The sequence below is a fragment of the Pseudomonas sp. B14(2017) genome, from assembly GCF_002113255.1.
Classification (GTDB): domain Bacteria; phylum Pseudomonadota; class Gammaproteobacteria; order Pseudomonadales; family Pseudomonadaceae; genus Aquipseudomonas; species Aquipseudomonas putida_Z.
In genome coordinates, this window is the sequence record NZ_NEJY01000003.1 from 169,107 (window position 1) to 184,957 (window position 15,851).

General features: G+C 67.5%; 12 protein-coding genes. All 12 read right to left on the reverse strand.

Annotated elements, in window-relative coordinates:
* Positions 1–34: 34 nt before the first annotated feature.
* Positions 35–2,446: a TonB-dependent siderophore receptor gene (locus CAG34_RS04200; protein ID WP_085588196.1), complete on the reverse strand. Its 2,412-nt coding sequence runs from the start codon at positions 2,444–2,446 to the stop codon at positions 35–37.
* Between the two features lie 34 nt (positions 2,447–2,480).
* A complete protein-coding gene (locus CAG34_RS04205) occupies positions 2,481–2,975 on the reverse strand; it encodes a RidA family protein (RefSeq protein WP_025339468.1) in 495 nt (164 codons plus the stop codon).
* A gap of 19 nt (positions 2,976–2,994) precedes the next feature.
* The gene (locus CAG34_RS04210; protein ID WP_085588198.1) at positions 2,995–4,557 is read right to left on the reverse strand and encodes an FAD-dependent oxidoreductase; all 1,563 of its coding nucleotides are present in this window, start codon (positions 4,555–4,557) and stop codon (positions 2,995–2,997) included.
* A 517-nt stretch (positions 4,558–5,074) separates the two neighbouring features.
* Entirely contained in the window at positions 5,075–6,175 is a 1,101-nt protein-coding gene (locus CAG34_RS04215) for an LLM class flavin-dependent oxidoreductase (RefSeq protein ID WP_085588200.1), read from the reverse strand.
* Positions 6,176–6,206: 31 nt separating this feature from the next.
* Positions 6,207–7,541, reverse strand: a complete 1,335-nt coding sequence (locus CAG34_RS04220; RefSeq protein ID WP_085588202.1) for an LLM class flavin-dependent oxidoreductase — start codon at positions 7,539–7,541, stop codon at positions 6,207–6,209.
* Between the two features lie 72 nt (positions 7,542–7,613).
* Positions 7,614–9,233 (reverse strand): ABC transporter ATP-binding protein, encoded by a 1,620-nt coding sequence (locus CAG34_RS04225; RefSeq protein WP_085588205.1) that lies wholly within the window; start codon positions 9,231–9,233, stop codon positions 7,614–7,616.
* A complete protein-coding gene (locus CAG34_RS04230; RefSeq protein ID WP_085588207.1) occupies positions 9,230–10,144 on the reverse strand; it encodes an ABC transporter permease in 915 nt (304 codons plus the stop codon). Before CAG34_RS04230 ends, CAG34_RS04225 begins: the two co-directional genes overlap by 4 nt.
* A gap of 1 nt (position 10,145) precedes the next feature.
* Entirely contained in the window at positions 10,146–11,096 is a 951-nt protein-coding gene (locus CAG34_RS04235; RefSeq protein ID WP_085588209.1) for an ABC transporter permease, read from the reverse strand.
* Positions 11,093–12,718, reverse strand: a complete 1,626-nt coding sequence (locus CAG34_RS04240) for an ABC transporter substrate-binding protein (RefSeq protein ID WP_085588211.1) — start codon at positions 12,716–12,718, stop codon at positions 11,093–11,095. Before CAG34_RS04240 ends, CAG34_RS04235 begins: the two co-directional genes overlap by 4 nt.
* Positions 12,719–12,873: 155 nt before the next feature.
* The gene (locus CAG34_RS04245) at positions 12,874–13,668 is read right to left on the reverse strand and encodes a class II aldolase/adducin family protein (RefSeq protein WP_085588213.1); all 795 of its coding nucleotides are present in this window, start codon (positions 13,666–13,668) and stop codon (positions 12,874–12,876) included.
* Positions 13,669–13,685: 17 nt separating this feature from the next.
* Complete coding sequence (locus CAG34_RS04250) at positions 13,686–14,630, reverse strand: D-isomer specific 2-hydroxyacid dehydrogenase family protein (RefSeq protein ID WP_085588215.1); 945 nt, start codon at positions 14,628–14,630, stop codon at positions 13,686–13,688.
* Positions 14,627–15,760 carry an acyl-CoA dehydrogenase family protein gene (locus CAG34_RS04255; RefSeq protein ID WP_085588217.1) on the reverse strand — a complete coding sequence of 378 codons (1,134 nt, stop codon included), beginning with the start codon at positions 15,758–15,760 and terminating at the stop codon, positions 14,627–14,629. The genes CAG34_RS04250 and CAG34_RS04255 overlap by 4 nt, the downstream gene beginning before the upstream one ends.
* Positions 15,761–15,851: the final 91 nt, after the last annotated feature.

Consider the following 15,851-nt stretch of genomic DNA (forward strand, 5'->3'; position numbering starts at 1 on the left):
TGCCGGCCGACATCGTCGGCCGGCTTGTCACGAATCAGAAGGTATAGGTCACCCGCCCGAAGTAATACCCGCCGGTAAAGCCATAGGGCGAGTACACCCCGTATCCCTTGACCATGGTCTTGCTGCTCGGTGCCTGGCGCTCGGGGTAGATATCGAACAGGTTGCGCGCCCCGATCGCCACCTCCAGGTCCTTGGTCAACTGGTAGCCTGCATCCAGGTCGGTGATCCAGCGCGCCTTGTACTCGCGGTCCAGCGAACGGTCGTTGGCGGCATTCACCTCGCGCCAGGATCCGTAGCGGGTCAGCCCCAGGTTGACCCGGTAGCGGTCCAGGCGCCAGTTGCCGCCAAGGATCAGCTTGGTGTGCGGTTGTACCTCGGTCAGCAGGTTGCGCGCCTGGCGGTTCATAAGTTCGTAGGGCGTGCCAAGGATGTTCACGCTCTGCTTGTAGTCGAGGATCTCGGTGTCGTTCCAGTTGAAGGCCGCCGTCCACTTCACCGTCCCTGCACCGCCCAGGTCCTGGTCGTAGCTGCCCACCAGGTCCAGGCCCTTGGTGCGGGTATCGGCGCCGTTGGTGAAGTACTGGCCGCCCGAGGTCGAGTCGATACCGTTGGCGAGCAAGGCCTGGGTGACCTCGGGGCCGAGCAGGGTACCGGTGAGGGTGATGCGGTCGCGCACGTTGATCAGGTAGGCATCGGCAGTGAAGGCCAGGCGCTCGCCGGGCTGCCAGGCCAGCCCCAGGCTGTAGTTGGTGGACTTCTCCGGTTTCAGTGGTTCGGCGCCCAGCGCCTTGGCGGCGGCCGAATCCACCGGCAGCACGCCATAGTTGATCGACTGGTACACGCCGTCGACCACGCCGTAGGTGGTGGAGCGGGCGCTGAACAGGTTGTTGGCCAAGGACGGCGCGCGGAAGCCGTTGCTCACCGTCGCCCGCACGGCCAGTTCGGGGGTCAGCTCGTAGCGGGTGGTCAGCTTGCCGCTGCGGGTGGCCCCGATATTGCGATCATAGTGCTCGTAGCGCAGGGCAGCGCCCCAGTACCACTGCGGCAGCGGGTTGAAACCCACGTCCAGGTAACCGGCGTAGCTGTTGCGGCTGGCACTGGCGGCCTCGGCGGGGGAGATGCCGTTGGTGACCTGGGCGCCGGAGGCGGCGCAATTGCCGGGCGCCTTGCAGTAGCCGCCGTCGGCCCAGCTGGCCCAGTCGCCAGCCTGCACCTGGTAGGTATCGCGGCGCTGTTCCAGGCCCCAGGAGAAGTCCAGCGGCTTGGTCAGCCCAACCTCGAAGCTGCGGCGCAGGTCGAGGTTGCTGGTCAGTTGCGAGCTGACCCAGGTGCCGGATTCGAAATGGTTGGGCGTGGCCTCGCCCAATGACGGGTTCTGGTTGTTCCAGGTGCCCTGTTCGGCCTCGTTGCGCCCGTAGGTACTGGACAGGTCCCAGTCCCATTCGCCGGCCAGGCCCCTGGCGCCAAACGCCGCCTGGTAGTCGTATTCCTCGATGTACCAGGTGGGCGTGTAGCCCGAGGGGCGTCCGTTGGGCCCGGTGGTGATGGTGTTGACGATGGTCGGCAGGCGGAAGTTCTGGCCCTGCTCGGCCTTGCGGTACGACCAGGTGCTGAACGAGTAGAGCGTCAGGTCGTCTTGCAGCGGCAGTTCGGCGTTGTAGCCCAGGGTCAGAAGGTTGATCTTCGGCGTGCCATAGCCGCCGTAGGTAACCTTGCCGGCGCGGTCCAGGGCTTCGGCCTGGCTGTAGCCATTGGCGCTGGCCTTGTTGTCGTCGTTCTGGCTGCGGGCGTCCAGTGCCAGCTGGACGATGCCGTCGCGGCCGATCTCGAAGCCCTTGTTCAGGCTTTGCTGCACGGTCTGCTTCTTGCCGTCGTAGCCTTGGCCTGCGGTGGTCACGGCAGTGCCGCTGGCGTCGGCCTTGAGGATCACGTTGATCACCCCGGCGATGGCGTCGGAGCCGTATTGGGCGGCCGCACCATCACGCAGCACCTCGACATGGTCGATGGCACTGATGGGAATCAGGTCGAGGTCGGCGGGGGCAGCGCCGGCGTTGATGCCGCTGATGTTGAGCGTAGCGCTGGTATGGCGGCGCTTGCCGTTGACCAGCACCAGCACCTGGGCGGCGTTGAGGCCGCGCAGGTTAGGGGCGCGGGCCATGCCGCTGGCGTCCCAGCCGGTCTTTTCCGGCAAGGTCAGCGACGGCACGCTGGCGCTGAGGGCTTCCATCAGGCCGGGCTTGCCGGTTTCCTGCAACTGCTTGGCGCTGATCACGTCGATGGGCACCGGGCTGCTGGTTACGGTGCGTTTCTCGCTGCCACGGTTGCCGGTGACGATCACCGTGCCCAGGGCCTGGGCGGCGGGCTCCTCGGCCAGGCTGGGTGCGTTGTGCAGCCCGGCGGCCAGGGCCACGCCGAAAAAAGAGGCAGTTTTAAAAGCTGGCTTCATGCACGCAGTTCCTTGTCTGGCATGGCTGGCGCACTTACGGCGCCTTGGCCGCGATCGCGTCGATTTCCACCAGCGCGCCCGGCAATGGCAGGGCCACCACCTGGATGGCGGTGCGGGTCGGTGTACGGGGTTGCTCGGCGGTGGCGAAGAACTCGGTGTAGGCCGCCTGCAGCCCGGCGAAGTCGAGGGCGCCGCCGTTGGCCGGGTCACCCACCAGGAACACCCGCAACTGGACGATGTCGCCAAGGTCCAGGCCCTGGCTGCGCAGCGCCGTGCGCAGCTTGTTCAGCACCGAGCGGGCCTGGGTTTCGGTGTTGCCCAGCGCCGCAACGCTACCCTTGGGCGCCTTTGGGTCGGCTACGTCCGGTAGGGTGCCGCTGATGAACGTCAGCTGGCTGCCGGCCGGTACCGTGACCAGCTGCGAGATGGGGAAGTTCGAGCCGGGTGGCGCGACGCGCTTGATGCCGTCGGCGTGGGCGTTGAGGGTGAGCGACATGAGTACTCCGGCAAGCAGAAGAAGACGAGGCATGGGGGTGGTTCCTTGCAGGTCAGGCGGCAACGCCGCGGGTGGTCTGGCTGGCGTGTTTGGCAATCAGGCCGACCACCCGGCGGGCGGACTCGGCGGCACTGTTCTGCCAGATGCCCACGCCGCCATGGGCCAGGGCGTCGCTGGCCAGCCAGGTACGCCCCTGGGGCTGGTTGAGCAGGTCGTAGCCGGGCTGGGCGACTTCGTCGTGGACGATCCACGGCGCTTCGCTGAAAGGGATCATCGACCAGTTCACCACCACCGGCCTGGCCAGCTTGTGGCTGTGGCCCGGGTGCAGCGATTCCACCGCCTGGCGCGAGGAGGCGACCTGGGCCTGCAGCGGCTTGGCGGCAAACTGCTGGGCCACCGCGCCCGTGTTGTAGGTGGCGACCAGCACACCCTGGGCGCTGTTGAGGTGATCGCTGGGGTACCACAAGGTGCGGGCTTCGTGGTTGATGTAGCTGAGCCCGCCATAGATCTGGAAGTCGGTTTCCCAGAAGCGCGGCGACTGCCAGGCCACCTTGTTGGCCTTGTCGCCTTCGGCGCTGGCGATGGCCTGCCTGAAGGCCTTGTCGAAGTTGTTCGGTAGCTTGGCCAGCAGTGGCAGGGGCAGGGTGACGATGGCGTAGTCGGCCTGTTCGACGTGCTGCTGGCCGCTCTTGCGGTCGCGCCAGACCACCTTGGCACCGTTGTCACCGGTATCCACCCCCAGCACCTCGGCGCCCAGGCGCACGCTGTCCTTGACCTGGCGATAGAACGCCTTGGGAATCTGGTCCATGCCACCGACCGGCTGGAACATGGTCGAGGAGAACTCGGGGATTTCGTCGAACACCAGCGGCAGTAGCAGGTTGCTGTCCAACAGCTGGTCCAGTGGCACCGGCTGGCGCTGGATCGGGGTCTGGTCGCCGGCGCCGGCGAAGCGGGTGTAGCCGGCGCGTACCGAACCGCGGTACTGCTGCTGGCTGTCGAGGTCGCCGTAGACCTTGAGGAAGTCCAGCAAGGCCTTGCGCTGGCTGCTGTCGAGCTCGGCATCGAGGGAGTTGCGGCTGACACTGCGCGCCAGCAGTTCGCTGAAGTGCCCGCGGGTGTCGTTGACTGCCTGGCGCAGCAGCAGCGGTGGGCGAGCCAGGTCTGGCTGGGCCAGGGCGTTGCGGCTGCTGTTGACCAGCACCTGCAGCTCCACGCCCAGCTCACGGCAGTAGCCGAGGATGGTCAGGTGATGGCTGGGCAGGCGCGCGGCGCCGGCGTTGAAGAAGTGGCCTTGGTCGAACTCGACGGTTTGCGAACTGCCGTCGTTGTGCTCGACGCGGTCGCCCTGGCGCAAGGTCCAGACCCGGCCACCGACCCGCTCGCGGGCCTCCAGCACGGTGACCGAAAAGCCGGCCTTGCGCAGCTCGTAGGCGGATACCAGGCCGGAAATACCAGCCCCGACAATCACCACGCGCTTGCCGTTGCCGCCGCTTGCGGCCAGTTGCAGGGGTTGGAAGGTGGCAGCCAGGGCATTCTGCCCCAGCGCGCCCAGGGCTGCCGAATAGCCGCCAATGGCGGCGAGGCGGGTGATCAGGTCTCTACGGGACAATCCCATGTCGCATGCTCCGAGAAGGTTGGGTTCGGATGTGCGCAACGGGCGGATCGAAGGGAGGGACCCGACGGCGGCTGGCACAAATCCATTTGCCTCCGCCATGTTGGGGTCGGTTTACAGAACCTAATGGACTTTCACGGTGCTGTGAAAGGCTTTTTGGTTCTATATTAATTATGTTTATTGCTGATAAAGCTAATCAGTAGAAATGCGTAATGCTGATGTTGAAGCGGGTGCATCGAGGCGTCGAACCGCCGCGAAGCCCGCTCTCATAGAACTGCACATAACTCATTGAATTAGCAGGGACCCTGTGGGAGCGGCTTTAGCCGCGAACACCGGCGCAGCCGGTGCCATGCACAGTGTTGGATTCTTCGCGGCTAAAGCCGCTCCCACAGGGTACGAGGATCGCTTGCGAATTCAGTTATCTGTGCGACAGCGCGGCCCAAAGGGCTGGAGCGACGAGTCCTGTGCAGTTCCGTGAGCGCGAGCTTGTCCGCGAAAGGGCCTGCACAGGCGGCAGGGCCTATGCAGAACGCGTACTGCGTCCTGCCTCACGCTGGGCCACCAGCGCGCGGATCCGCGGAATCAGCTCCTGTCCGTACTCCACGGCATCGCGCAACTGCTCGAAACCACGGAACAGGAAGGTGCTCACACCCAGTTCGTAGTAGGCCAGCGCCGCTTCGGCCACCTGCTCGGGCGTGCCCACCAGTGAGGTGGAATTGCCGGCCCCGCCGCCCAGGGCTGCGATTTCGGTCCACAGCCGGGTATCGTGCACCTTGCGCTGGCCGGCCAGCTGTACCAGGCGCTCGGAGCCGACATTGCTCTTGCCGAAATTCTTCTCGCGGCGGTTGCCCTGGCGGATGCCGATGCGCTGCCTGGCATCGGCCAGGATGCGTTCGGCCCGCGCCCAGGCCTCTTCCTCGGTGGCCCCCAGGATCGGCCGCAGCGACAGGCTGAAGCGGATGTGATTCTCCCGCCCGTGGCGGGCCGCGGCCTTGCGCACCTGGGCAATGCGCTCGCGCACCTGCTCCAGTGGCTCCCCCCACATCATGTACACATCGGCGTGTTTCGCCGCGACCTCCACCGCCGCCTCCGAAGCGCCGGAGAAGTACACCGGCAGCTTGCCCACCGGCTTGACCAGGGTCAGGTTGTCTTCCACCCGGTAATGCTCGCCGTGGTGGTCGAACGGTGTGGTCTGCGTCCAGGTGTTGCGTAGTACCTGCAGGTATTCGTCGGTGCGGGCGTAGCGGGCATCCTTGTCGAGGAAGTCGCCGTCGCGCTGCAGGTCGCCGCTGTCGCCGCCGGTGATCACGTTGATCGAGGCGCGGCCGCGGCTGAGCTGGTCGAGGGTGGCGAACTGGCGGGCGGCGAAGGTTGGCGCCTGGAACCCGGGGCGGTGCGCCACCAGCAGGCCGATGCGCTCGGTCAGCGCGGCTACGTAGCTGGCCAGGATCATCGAGTCCGGCGCGCTGGTGTTGACTGCCAGCAGGGCCTTGTCGAAGCCGGCGTATTCCTGCGCCTGGGCGAAGGCCTTGATGAAATCAAGGTCGACCAGCGGGCCGCGCGGGGCCTGTGATTCGCTGCTTTCCTGGGGGCCGATGAGGCCGATGAATTCTAGGCTCATGCAATGGAACTCCTTTTCGTGTGGGGCGGATTCAGGCGGCTGCGATCTGCCCGCGACGCAGCGTGTTGCGGTTGGTCGGAACGCTCAGGCCAAAGCTGTCGCGCAAGGTGCTGCCGCTGTATTCGCTGCGCACCAGGCCGCGCGCTTGCAGCAGGGGCACCACCAGCTCGGTGAAATACTGCAGGCCATCGGGCAGCAGCGAGTTGATGATGAAGCCGTCGGCGGCGCCGTCTTCGAACCAGAACTGCAAGGCGTTGGCGACCTGCTCGGGGGTGCCGGTGAAGTCGCGTCTTGGGCGCGAGAAGCGCAAGGCCAGTTGGCGCAGGCTCAGGCTTTCGTCGCGGGCCAGTTGCTTCAACTGGTCGGCGGTGCCCTTGTGGCTGTTGTCGCCAAGGGTGCCCAGGTCGGGGAACGGTGCATCCAGCTCGTGCTGGCTGAAGTCATAGTCGTTGAACGGGCGGCCGAGGGCGACCAGGGCGTCCTCGATGCTCACCAGGTCGACGGCCTGCTGGTAGCGGCGCTCCACCTCTGCTTCGTCGCGGCCGACGATGGGGCGGATGCCCGGCAGGATGAACAGCTGGTCCGGGTCGCGGCCATGGCTTGCAGCGCGTTGCTTCAAATCCTGGTAGTAGGCGCGGGCATCGCTGAACGACTCGGGGTTGACGAAGATCGCATCGGCGTTCTGCGCGGCGAAGTTGCGCCCGTCCTCCGACACGCCGGCCTGGAAGATCAGCGGCTGGCCCTGGGGCGAGCGCTGGATGTTCAGCGGGCCCTTGACCTTGAAGAACTCGCCCTTGTGGCCCAGGGTGTGCAACTTGGCCGGGTCGAAGAATTCGCCGCTCTGCTTGTCGCGGGTGAAGGCGTCATCTTCCCATGAGTCCCACAGGCCCTTGACCACTTCGACGTGCTCGCGGGCGATGCGGTAGCGTACGGCGTGGGGCGGGTGCTGGTCCTTGCCGAAGTTGTCGGCGGTGCCCGACAGCCATGAGGTGACCACGTTCCAGCCGGCGCGGCCGCCGCTGATCAAGTCCAGCGAGGCGAGCTGGCGGGCGACCTGGAACGGTTCGGTATAGCTGACCGTGACCGTGGCCACCAGGCCGATATGGGTGGTGACCGCCGCCAGTGCCGAGAGAATGGTCAGCGGCTCGAAGCGGTTGAGGTAGTGGGGACTGGAGCGGGCATGGATGTGCAGGCTGTCGGCGATGAAGGCGAAATCGAACTTGGCCGCCTCGGCCAATTGCGCCTGCTGCTTGTAGAAACCGAAGTTGACGCTGGCGTCGGCCAGCGCCTCGGGGTGCCGCCATTCGCCCCAGCCGTGGCCGACACCGTGGATCATCGCGCCGAGATGGATCTGTCTTTTGCTCACGTTCAATACCTCTTGCCAGATAGGCCTCAATGTCTGATCCGCGCGGCACGCCCGTGCCGCACGGCAAAACGGTCAAACCGCCACGGGCAGCACGCTGCGCGAATGCCCGGGTATCGCCTCGATCAGCGCCCGCGTATAGGCGCTGGCCGGTTGGCCGAACACCTGCACCGCCGGCCCTTGCTCGACCACCTGGCCGCGCTGCAGCACCAGCACCTGGTCGGCCATGCTCGCCACCACTGCCAGGTCGTGGGAGACCAGCACATAGGCCATTCCCAGCTCGCGCTGCAGCTCATCCAGCAGGGCGAGGATCTGCGCCTGCACCGACACGTCCAGCGCACTGACCGGTTCGTCGAGCAGCAGCACCTCGGGCTCCAGGGCCAATGCCCGGGCGATCGCCACCCGTTGGCGCTGGCCGCCCGACAGCTCCCGGGGCAGGCGGTCGAGGAAGTGCACCGGCAGCTGTACCCGCGTGATCAGTTCACGAGCCTTGCGCTCCAGGGCCTCGCCCTTGAGCAGGCCGAACGACACCAGCGGTTCGACGATGCTGTCGAACACGGTGAAGCGCGGGTCCAGCGCGGCGAACGGGTTTTGCTGCACCAGCTGGATGCGCCGGCGCAGGGGGCGGAACTGCCGCCAGCTGCAGGCACTGACGTCCACGCCAGCGAACTCCACCCGCCCGTGGCTGGGTTTTTCCAGCCAGAGGGCGATCCGTAGCGCGGTGCTCTTGCCTGAGCCCGACTCGCCGACGATGGCCAGGGTCTGCCCGGCATGCACCTCAAGGTTCAGGTCATGCAGGGCGGTGAAGTGGGCATCCTGCCCGGGCAACGCGAAGTGCTTGCCGACGTTGCTCAGGCGCAGCAGCGCTGCCTGGCCCCTCGGCGCGCCAGGCCTGCGCCGTGGCACGAAGGCCGGCGCGGCGTTGAGCAGGTCGCGGGTGTAGGGCTGCCGTGCGCCCCAGAGAATCTGCCTGGGCGAGGCCTGCTCGACGAGCTCACCCTGTTTCATGACCAGCAGGCGGTCGGCGCGGTCGCAGGCCATGCCCAGGTCATGGGTGATGATCAGCAGCGCGATGCCGCGCTCGGCCACCAGCCGTTGCAGGTGGTCGAGGATGCGCCGCTGCACCGTCACGTCCAGCGCGCTGGTGGGCTCGTCGGCGATGATCAGCCGCGGCTCGCCGGCCAGGGCGATGGCGATCAGCACCCGCTGGCGCATGCCGCCGGAGAGTTCATGGGGGTACTGGCGGGCGCGCAGCGCCGGGTCGTCCAGGCCGACCTGGGCCAGCAGTTCCAGCACCTCGGCATCCACCGTCGGGTAGCGTCGGCCGCGAGCCAGCAGCAAGGCCTCGGCAATCTGCCGGCCGATGCGCAGGGTCGGGTTGAGGCTGACCATCGGGTCCTGCGGTACCAGGCCGATGGTGCGCCCGCGCAACTGGCGCCGGGTACGCTCGCTGGCCCGGGCCACATCCACGCCGTCGACCCACAGCTGGCCCTGCTCGATGCGGGCATTGCCCGGCAGCAGGCCGAGCAGGGCATTGGCCAGGGTCGACTTGCCCGAGCCGGACTCGCCGACGATGGCCAGCGTCTCGCCCTGTGCCAGGCTGAACGACAGCCGGCGCAAGGCCTGGATGGGTTGCCCGGCGAAGGTGTAGCTGACACTCAGGTCGCGGACCTCGATCAGGGGGCGCTGGCTCATCGGGCATGCTCCTCGGCGCTGCGCGCCAGGTGGTTGAGGCTGAACACCACGGCCACCACGAACAGCCCCGGCAGCAGGGAGACCCAAGGGGCGGTGATCAGGAAGTGGCGGCCGTTGGCGATCAGCGTGCCCCATTCCGCCGCCGGCGGCGCCGCGCCGAAGCCGAGGAAGCTCAGCCCGGCGGTGGCCAGGATGGCGGCGCCGAAGTCCAGGGTGGCGAGCACCGCCACCGGGCCCCAGGCGTTGGGCAGCACATGGCGCAGCAGTGTGCGCGCCCAGCTGGCGCCGCCCAGGCGGGCGGCCTCGACATAGGGCAGGGTCTTGATGCGCAGCACTTCGGCGCGGGTGGTGCGGGCAAAGCCCGGGATGATGCCGACGCCCACGGCGACTGCCACCGGCACCGTGCCAAAGCCGATCGCGGTGACGATGGCCAAGGCCAGCAGCAGGCCGGGCAGTGCCAGCAACACATCGATCAGGCGCATCAGCGCCGCGTCGACGCGCCCACCGGAAAAGCCGGCCAGCACGCCCAGGCCGAGGCCCCCGAGCAGGGCGATGGCCACCGCCAGCAATGCGGCCAGCACCGACAGGCGCGCGCCATAGACCACGCGGGTATACAGGTCGCGACCCAGCTCGTCGGTGCCGAACCAGTGCACCACGCCGGGGGCGCTGAGCTTGTCGGCGGGCGAGGTGGCGTAGGGGTCGAAGCTGGTCAGCAACTGCGGGGCCAGTGCCGCGAACAGGGCGAACAGCACGATCAATAGCGCCAGGCTGAAGCCGGGCCGGCGCAGTAGCGGGAGCAGGGCCTGCCGGGCGCGCTGCAGGTGCGTGCGCCGCTTCCAGGCGCCGGCAGGGTGTGCCACCTCGCCCGTGGGCTGGGTGTCGATCGGGGACAGGGAAAGGTCGATGGTCATCTCAGCTCACCTTGGCCGTGTGGGTGATGCGTGGGTCGAGGTACGGGTAGAGCAGGTCGACGATCAGGTTCACCACCACGAAGGCGGTGGCCGATACCGCGACGATCGCCAGCACCACCGGGATGTCCTGGCGCAGCACGGCCTCCTGTGCCAGGCGGCCGACGCCGTTGCGCGAGAAGATGGTTTCCACCAGCACCGCGCCGGATACCGTATTGCCGACCTGCAGGCCGATCAGGGTCAACAGCGGCAAGGCCGCGTTGCGCAAGCCATGGCGCGCCTGCACCTGGGCCCGGCTCAGGCCCTTGGCGAAGGCGGTGGTGATGTAGGGTTCCTGCCACACGCCCTGGAAGCCACGCTGCAGCACCTGGGCGTACACCGCGGCGCTGGGGATCGCCAAGGTGATCGCCGGCAGCACCAGGCTGGCCAGGCCCTGGCTGCCGGTGGCCGGGAACCAGCCGAGGCCGAAGGCAAATACCTGGATTAGCAGCAGGCCCATCCAGAACACCGGCACCGAGAAACCCAGCGACGGCAGGCGTGCCAGGGCGGTCTTCAGTGGCCGCCATTGCAGGTAGGCGGTCAGGTAGGCCAGGCCGACCCCGGCCAGCAGCGACAGGGCGATGGCCGCGCCGGCGAGGGCCAGGGTCTGCGGCAGGCGCTCGGCCAGCAGCGCGGTGACCGGCCGGCCCAGCGACAGCGACTGCCCGAGGTCACCGTGCAGGGCGCGCCACAGCAGGTCGAAGTACTGCTCGAACAACCCCTTGTCCAGCCCGTAGTAGGCACGGGCCTTGGCCAGGTCCTCGGGTGACAGGCCATCGGCCTCCATGCCCGAGGCGCTGAGCATGATCGCCAGGGTGTCGCCCGGCAGCAGGTAGAGGATGAAGTAGGTGATGGTGTAGGCGCCCCACAGCACCAACAGGGCCTGGCCGATGCGGCCGATCAGGTAGCGTTTCATGGCTGGCCGACCTGGATGTCACTGAGCAGCGCGAAGCCTTCTGCAGTCCAGCGGAAGTCCTTGACCCGCGGCGCGGTGGCGGCTTGCCAGACGCGTTCGTACAGCGGGAACGCCGACGCCTCGTCGACCAGCAGGTCCTGCAGCTGGCCGTAGGCCTGGGCCCGTTGCGGGGCGGCGGTGGCGGTGATGCCGCTGTCGAACAGCGCCTGGGCCCTGGCCAGGGTTTGCGGTTCGTAGGTGTTGGTGGCCAATGTGGTGCTGCTTGCTGCCCGCGGGTCGAGGATGGTCTGCAGGATGATCGGGTCGGCGCGGGTCATGTAGGTGGAGGTCAGGTCGTAGTTGCCGGACGCGTTCCCGGCCACCCATTCGGCGCGGGTCAGCACATTGAGCTTCAGGTCGATGCCGACCTTGCGCAACTGGTCCTGCACAAGCACGTCACCGGCGCTTTCGGCCGGGGTCAGGTTGTAGCGCAGGGTCAGGCGCTGGCCGTTCTTGTGCCGGTAGCCGTCCTCGCCCTTGTGCCAGCCGGCGGCCTCGAGCAGTTGCTCGGCGCCCGTAGGGTCATAGGCGAGCTTGTCGGCCTGGGGCTTGAAGTACGGCGTGGTGACGTCGTAAACGCCACTCACCACCGGGAACGCGGCGTTGTACACGGTATGCGCGTAGCTGGTGCGGTCGATGGCCTTCTGCAGTGCCAGGCGCACCTGGCGGTCGGCCAGCAGGCGGTCGTTGCGGGTGTTGGGGTAGAGGTTGAGCGCCGGGCCCGGCAGCGAGCGGCTCTGGATGGTCGCGCCCTTGGACTGGAACAGCTTCAGGTCGACTTCCGAGAACGGGTTGCGCGGCCACAGGATGTCGGCCTTGCCCTGCAGGAACAGGCCGTTGCGCACGCTTTCCTCGGGGATGTAGCTGATGTCCACGGCATCCAGGTGCGCCGGGCCCTGGTTGTGCATGTTGGCTGATGGCCAGGCGTAGTCGGCGCGCTTGACCAGCCGTGCGCCCACCTCCGGGGTGTAGTGCTCGAGAATGAACGGGCCGGTGCCGATGATGTTGCCCAGCGAGCGCGCCTGGGCGGTCAGCTTGTAGGAGGCCGGCGCAAGGATGGCCAGGTTGGTGGTCGAGGTGGCCTGCAGGAAACCGGCATTGGGTTTGGCCAGGACCAGGCGCACGGTGAAGTCGTCCAGCACCTCGGCGTGGTCATAGCCGGCCAGGTAGGTGGCACCGAAGATGGCCGGCAGCTGCGTGGCGAAGGCCTTGTTGCTGTCGAAGGCGGTTTTCACGGCGTGGGCGTCGAAGCGTTCGCCGTTGCTGAAGGTGACGTCCTGGCGCAGCTGGAAGGTGTAGCTCAGGGTATCGGCACTGACCTCCCAGCTTTTTGCCAGCCAGGGAATGATGCGGCCGGTTTGCGGGTCCTGGTCGGTCAGGGACTCGGCCACGTTGCGCAGCAGTACGCGGTGCTCCAGCCAGTAGACCTGGAAGGGGTCGACGCTGACCAGGGTGGTGTTGTCGCCCCAGAAGGCGATGTTCAGGGTGTTGCTGGCCGAGGTGTTGCCGGCGGGGGAGCAGGCGGTGAGGGCCAGGGCCAGGGCCAGGGAGCTGATGGCGAACAGGCGGTGCAGTCGGGGCATGGGATGGTCCTTCATTGAGTTGGGGTTACCTGTGCCGGCCTCTTCGCGGGCATGCCCGCTCCCACAGGAGTTTCACTTTCCTTGAGTGGTGCGCCGTACCTGTGGGAGCGGGTTTACCCGCGAAGAGGCCGGTACCGGCGACAGCTGCCTTCCAGTCAGTCCTGGTAATCGCGGCCCTCGCGGTCCAGCTGCCGGATCAACGCATCCCAATGCCGCTGGATGCCTTCCCCCTTGCCATCGGAAAACCGCTTCGACTGTTCATGCACCTTGGCAATCGCCGCCTGCGATGCATACAGCAGCGGGTCATTGCCCCCGGCCTGGGCCGCCACCTGGATGTTGCAGGCCCGCTCCAGCCCATGCAGCTCACGGAATGCGTGCTCGACGCTGATCCCCCCGGTGAGCAACCCGTGGTTGCGCAGGATGAGGATGTTGCTGTCGCCCAGGTTGGCCACCAGCCGCTGCTGTTCGTCCAGGTCCAGGGCCACGCCTTCGTAGTCGTGGTAAACCACCCGGCTGTAGTAGGCCAACGCGTGCTGGGAGATCGGCAGCAGGCCGTCACGCTGGGCCGATACCGCTGCGCCATCCCGGGTGTGGGTGTGCAGCACGGCCTTCAGGTCTGGGCGGGCGCGGTGGATTGCGCTGTGGATCACGTAGCCGGCCTGGTTGATGCCCAGCCCCAGCGGGTCGTCGATGATGGTGCCGTCGACATCGACCTTGACCAGGTTGGAGGCGGTGATTTCGTCGAACAGCAGGCCGAAGGCGTTGATCAGGAAGTGTTCGTCCGGCCCCGGCACGCGGGCCGAAAAGTGCGTGTAGATGTGGTCGGTCCAGCGGAACAGGGCGGCCAGGCGGTAGGCGGCGGCCAGCTTGACCCGTACCTCCCACTCTTCGGCGCTGACCCGGTCGCGCACCTTGTCGGTGCTGGTAGTGACGGCAGACAGTGAACTCATGGTGTGCTCTCCGGTAATCAGTAGCCGCGCGCGGTGTCGACCAGGTTGGCCAGGGGCGCCTGCTCGCGGTAGCGGTGGAAGTTGGCGATGAAGGCTTCAAGCAGGGCCGGGTAGCCGTCCTCGGAAATGGCCGAGGTGTGCGGCGACAGGAACACCCGTGGGTGGTGATACAGCGGGTGGCCGGCGGGCAGCGGCTCGGGGTCGGTGACATCCAGGCTGGCGCGGCCGATCAGGCCGCTGTCCAGGGCCTCGAGCAGGGCTTGCTGGTCAAGCAGGCCACCGCGGGCGATGTTGATCAGGTGCAGGCCAGGGCGGGCATGGGCCAGCACCTGACGGTCGACCAGGCCACGGGTGGCGGCGGTGAGTGGGGCCGCCAACACCAGGTGTTCGCTGCCGGCGAACAACTGCTGCAGGTCGGCGGCGCGCTCCACCCCGGGCACCTCGGCGATCGCCTGGCCGGGGCGGCTCAAGGCCAGCACCTGCATGCCAAGGGCCACCGCCTTGCGCGCCAGGCTCTGGCCGATACTGCCAAAACCGAGAATGCCCAGGGTGCGGCCGCGCAACGGCGCCAGATGGGTCAGGCGCCAGTCGGCATCCTTGACCCACAGCCCCGGCAGTTGCTTGGCGGCGGCGAACACCAGGGCCAGGGCGAATTCGGCAACCTGCTCGGCATTGGCGCCCTTGCCGCTGGTGACCGGTGTGCCCTGGAACACCCAGTCGGGGTAGAAGTCGATGCCCGAGGACACCAGCTGCACCCACTTCAGGCCCCAGGGCCAGCCTGGCGGCGGGGTGTCGATGCGCTGCCCGCGCACGTTGATCGGGCGCAGGATGAATACATCGGCAGGGGCTTGGAGGGCCAGCTGGCCGGGGGCGATATCGATGACTTCATGGTCCGGCAGGTGTTCGCGCAGGTGCTGGTTGGCCTGGGCGTCGAGCTGGCTGGCGATGATCGAATGGCTCATGCGTGCACCTCCGCCAGCGCCGCGCGGCCGGCCTGGCCGAACACCACATCGTCCTGCGGGGTGTGGATGCGGCTGCAGAGCACGTCGCGGTAGTGCCGTTCCAGTGGGTTGCGCCGCGACAGCCCGGGGTTGCCGGCGGCCTCGATGGCCAGCTCCACGGCCTGGATGGCGTTGGCGCTTACCAGGTGCTTGAGCTGCCCGGCATGCTGCGCGGCGACCTGCCCGGCGGTGGCTGCGTCAAGCAGGCCCTGGTTGGCGAACAGCAGGGTGTCGATGCGCCCCAGCACGTCCTGGAAGCGCGGCAGGCTGGCCAGCGGCGCGCCCAGGTTGGAGGGGGCACGCTGCTTGAGAAAACCCGCCAGCCAGTCGCGGGCGGCACGGGCCACGCCGTCGTACACCGCCGGCAGCAGTACGGCCATCCACAGCAGGCTCTCGCCGTCGAGTTCGGCCTTTGGTGCGCTTGCCGGGCTGACGCTGACGGCATGGTCGAGGGGGATCAGCACATCGTCGAAGCGCACTTCATGGCTGCAGGTGGCGCGCATGCCCAGGTGGTCCCAGTCATCGACGATGGTGATGCCGGGCGTGTCGCGGTGCACCAGGAAGCCGCCGACCAGCGGGTCGGCGTCGTCGCTGCGGCCCCAGACCAGGTACCAGGTCAGGCCGTGGCTGCCGGTGGAGTAGATCTTGCGCCCGCTCAGGCGCCAGCCCTCGGCTGTGCGCCGCGCCACGGTGGCGGGCAGGCCGCCGCGGGCCGGGGTGCCGAGTTCGGGTTCAACGCGCAGGGCGTTGATCAGTGCCCCCTGTTGCACGGCATCGCGGGCCACGCGCTGGCGCAGGTGTTCGGGCCAGCGGGCCTCGTCCTGCAGACGAAAGTGCTGCAGGTACTGCATCACCAGGATCAACGCGGTAGCCGGGTCGCCCTTGCCGACCGCGCCGATCACCCGACGGGCGCTGGCCAGGTCCGCGCCAGTGCCACCGAGTGCGCGGGGTACGGTAAAGGCGAGCAGGCCGTGGCGGTGCAGCAGGTCGAAATTGTCCTGGGGGAACTGCGCGCTGCGGTCGTAGCGTTCGGCGTTGGCCGCGAGGGCCTGCGTCAACTCGGCGAGGGCGCTGTCGGAGGGGTGACTCATGGGGTTTCATCCCTGAATGACGGTGTGTTGTTAAGACCGTATTCGTATGGATGAGCGCTGTAAAAGTCTTTTTGGTTCTATGCTAATTATT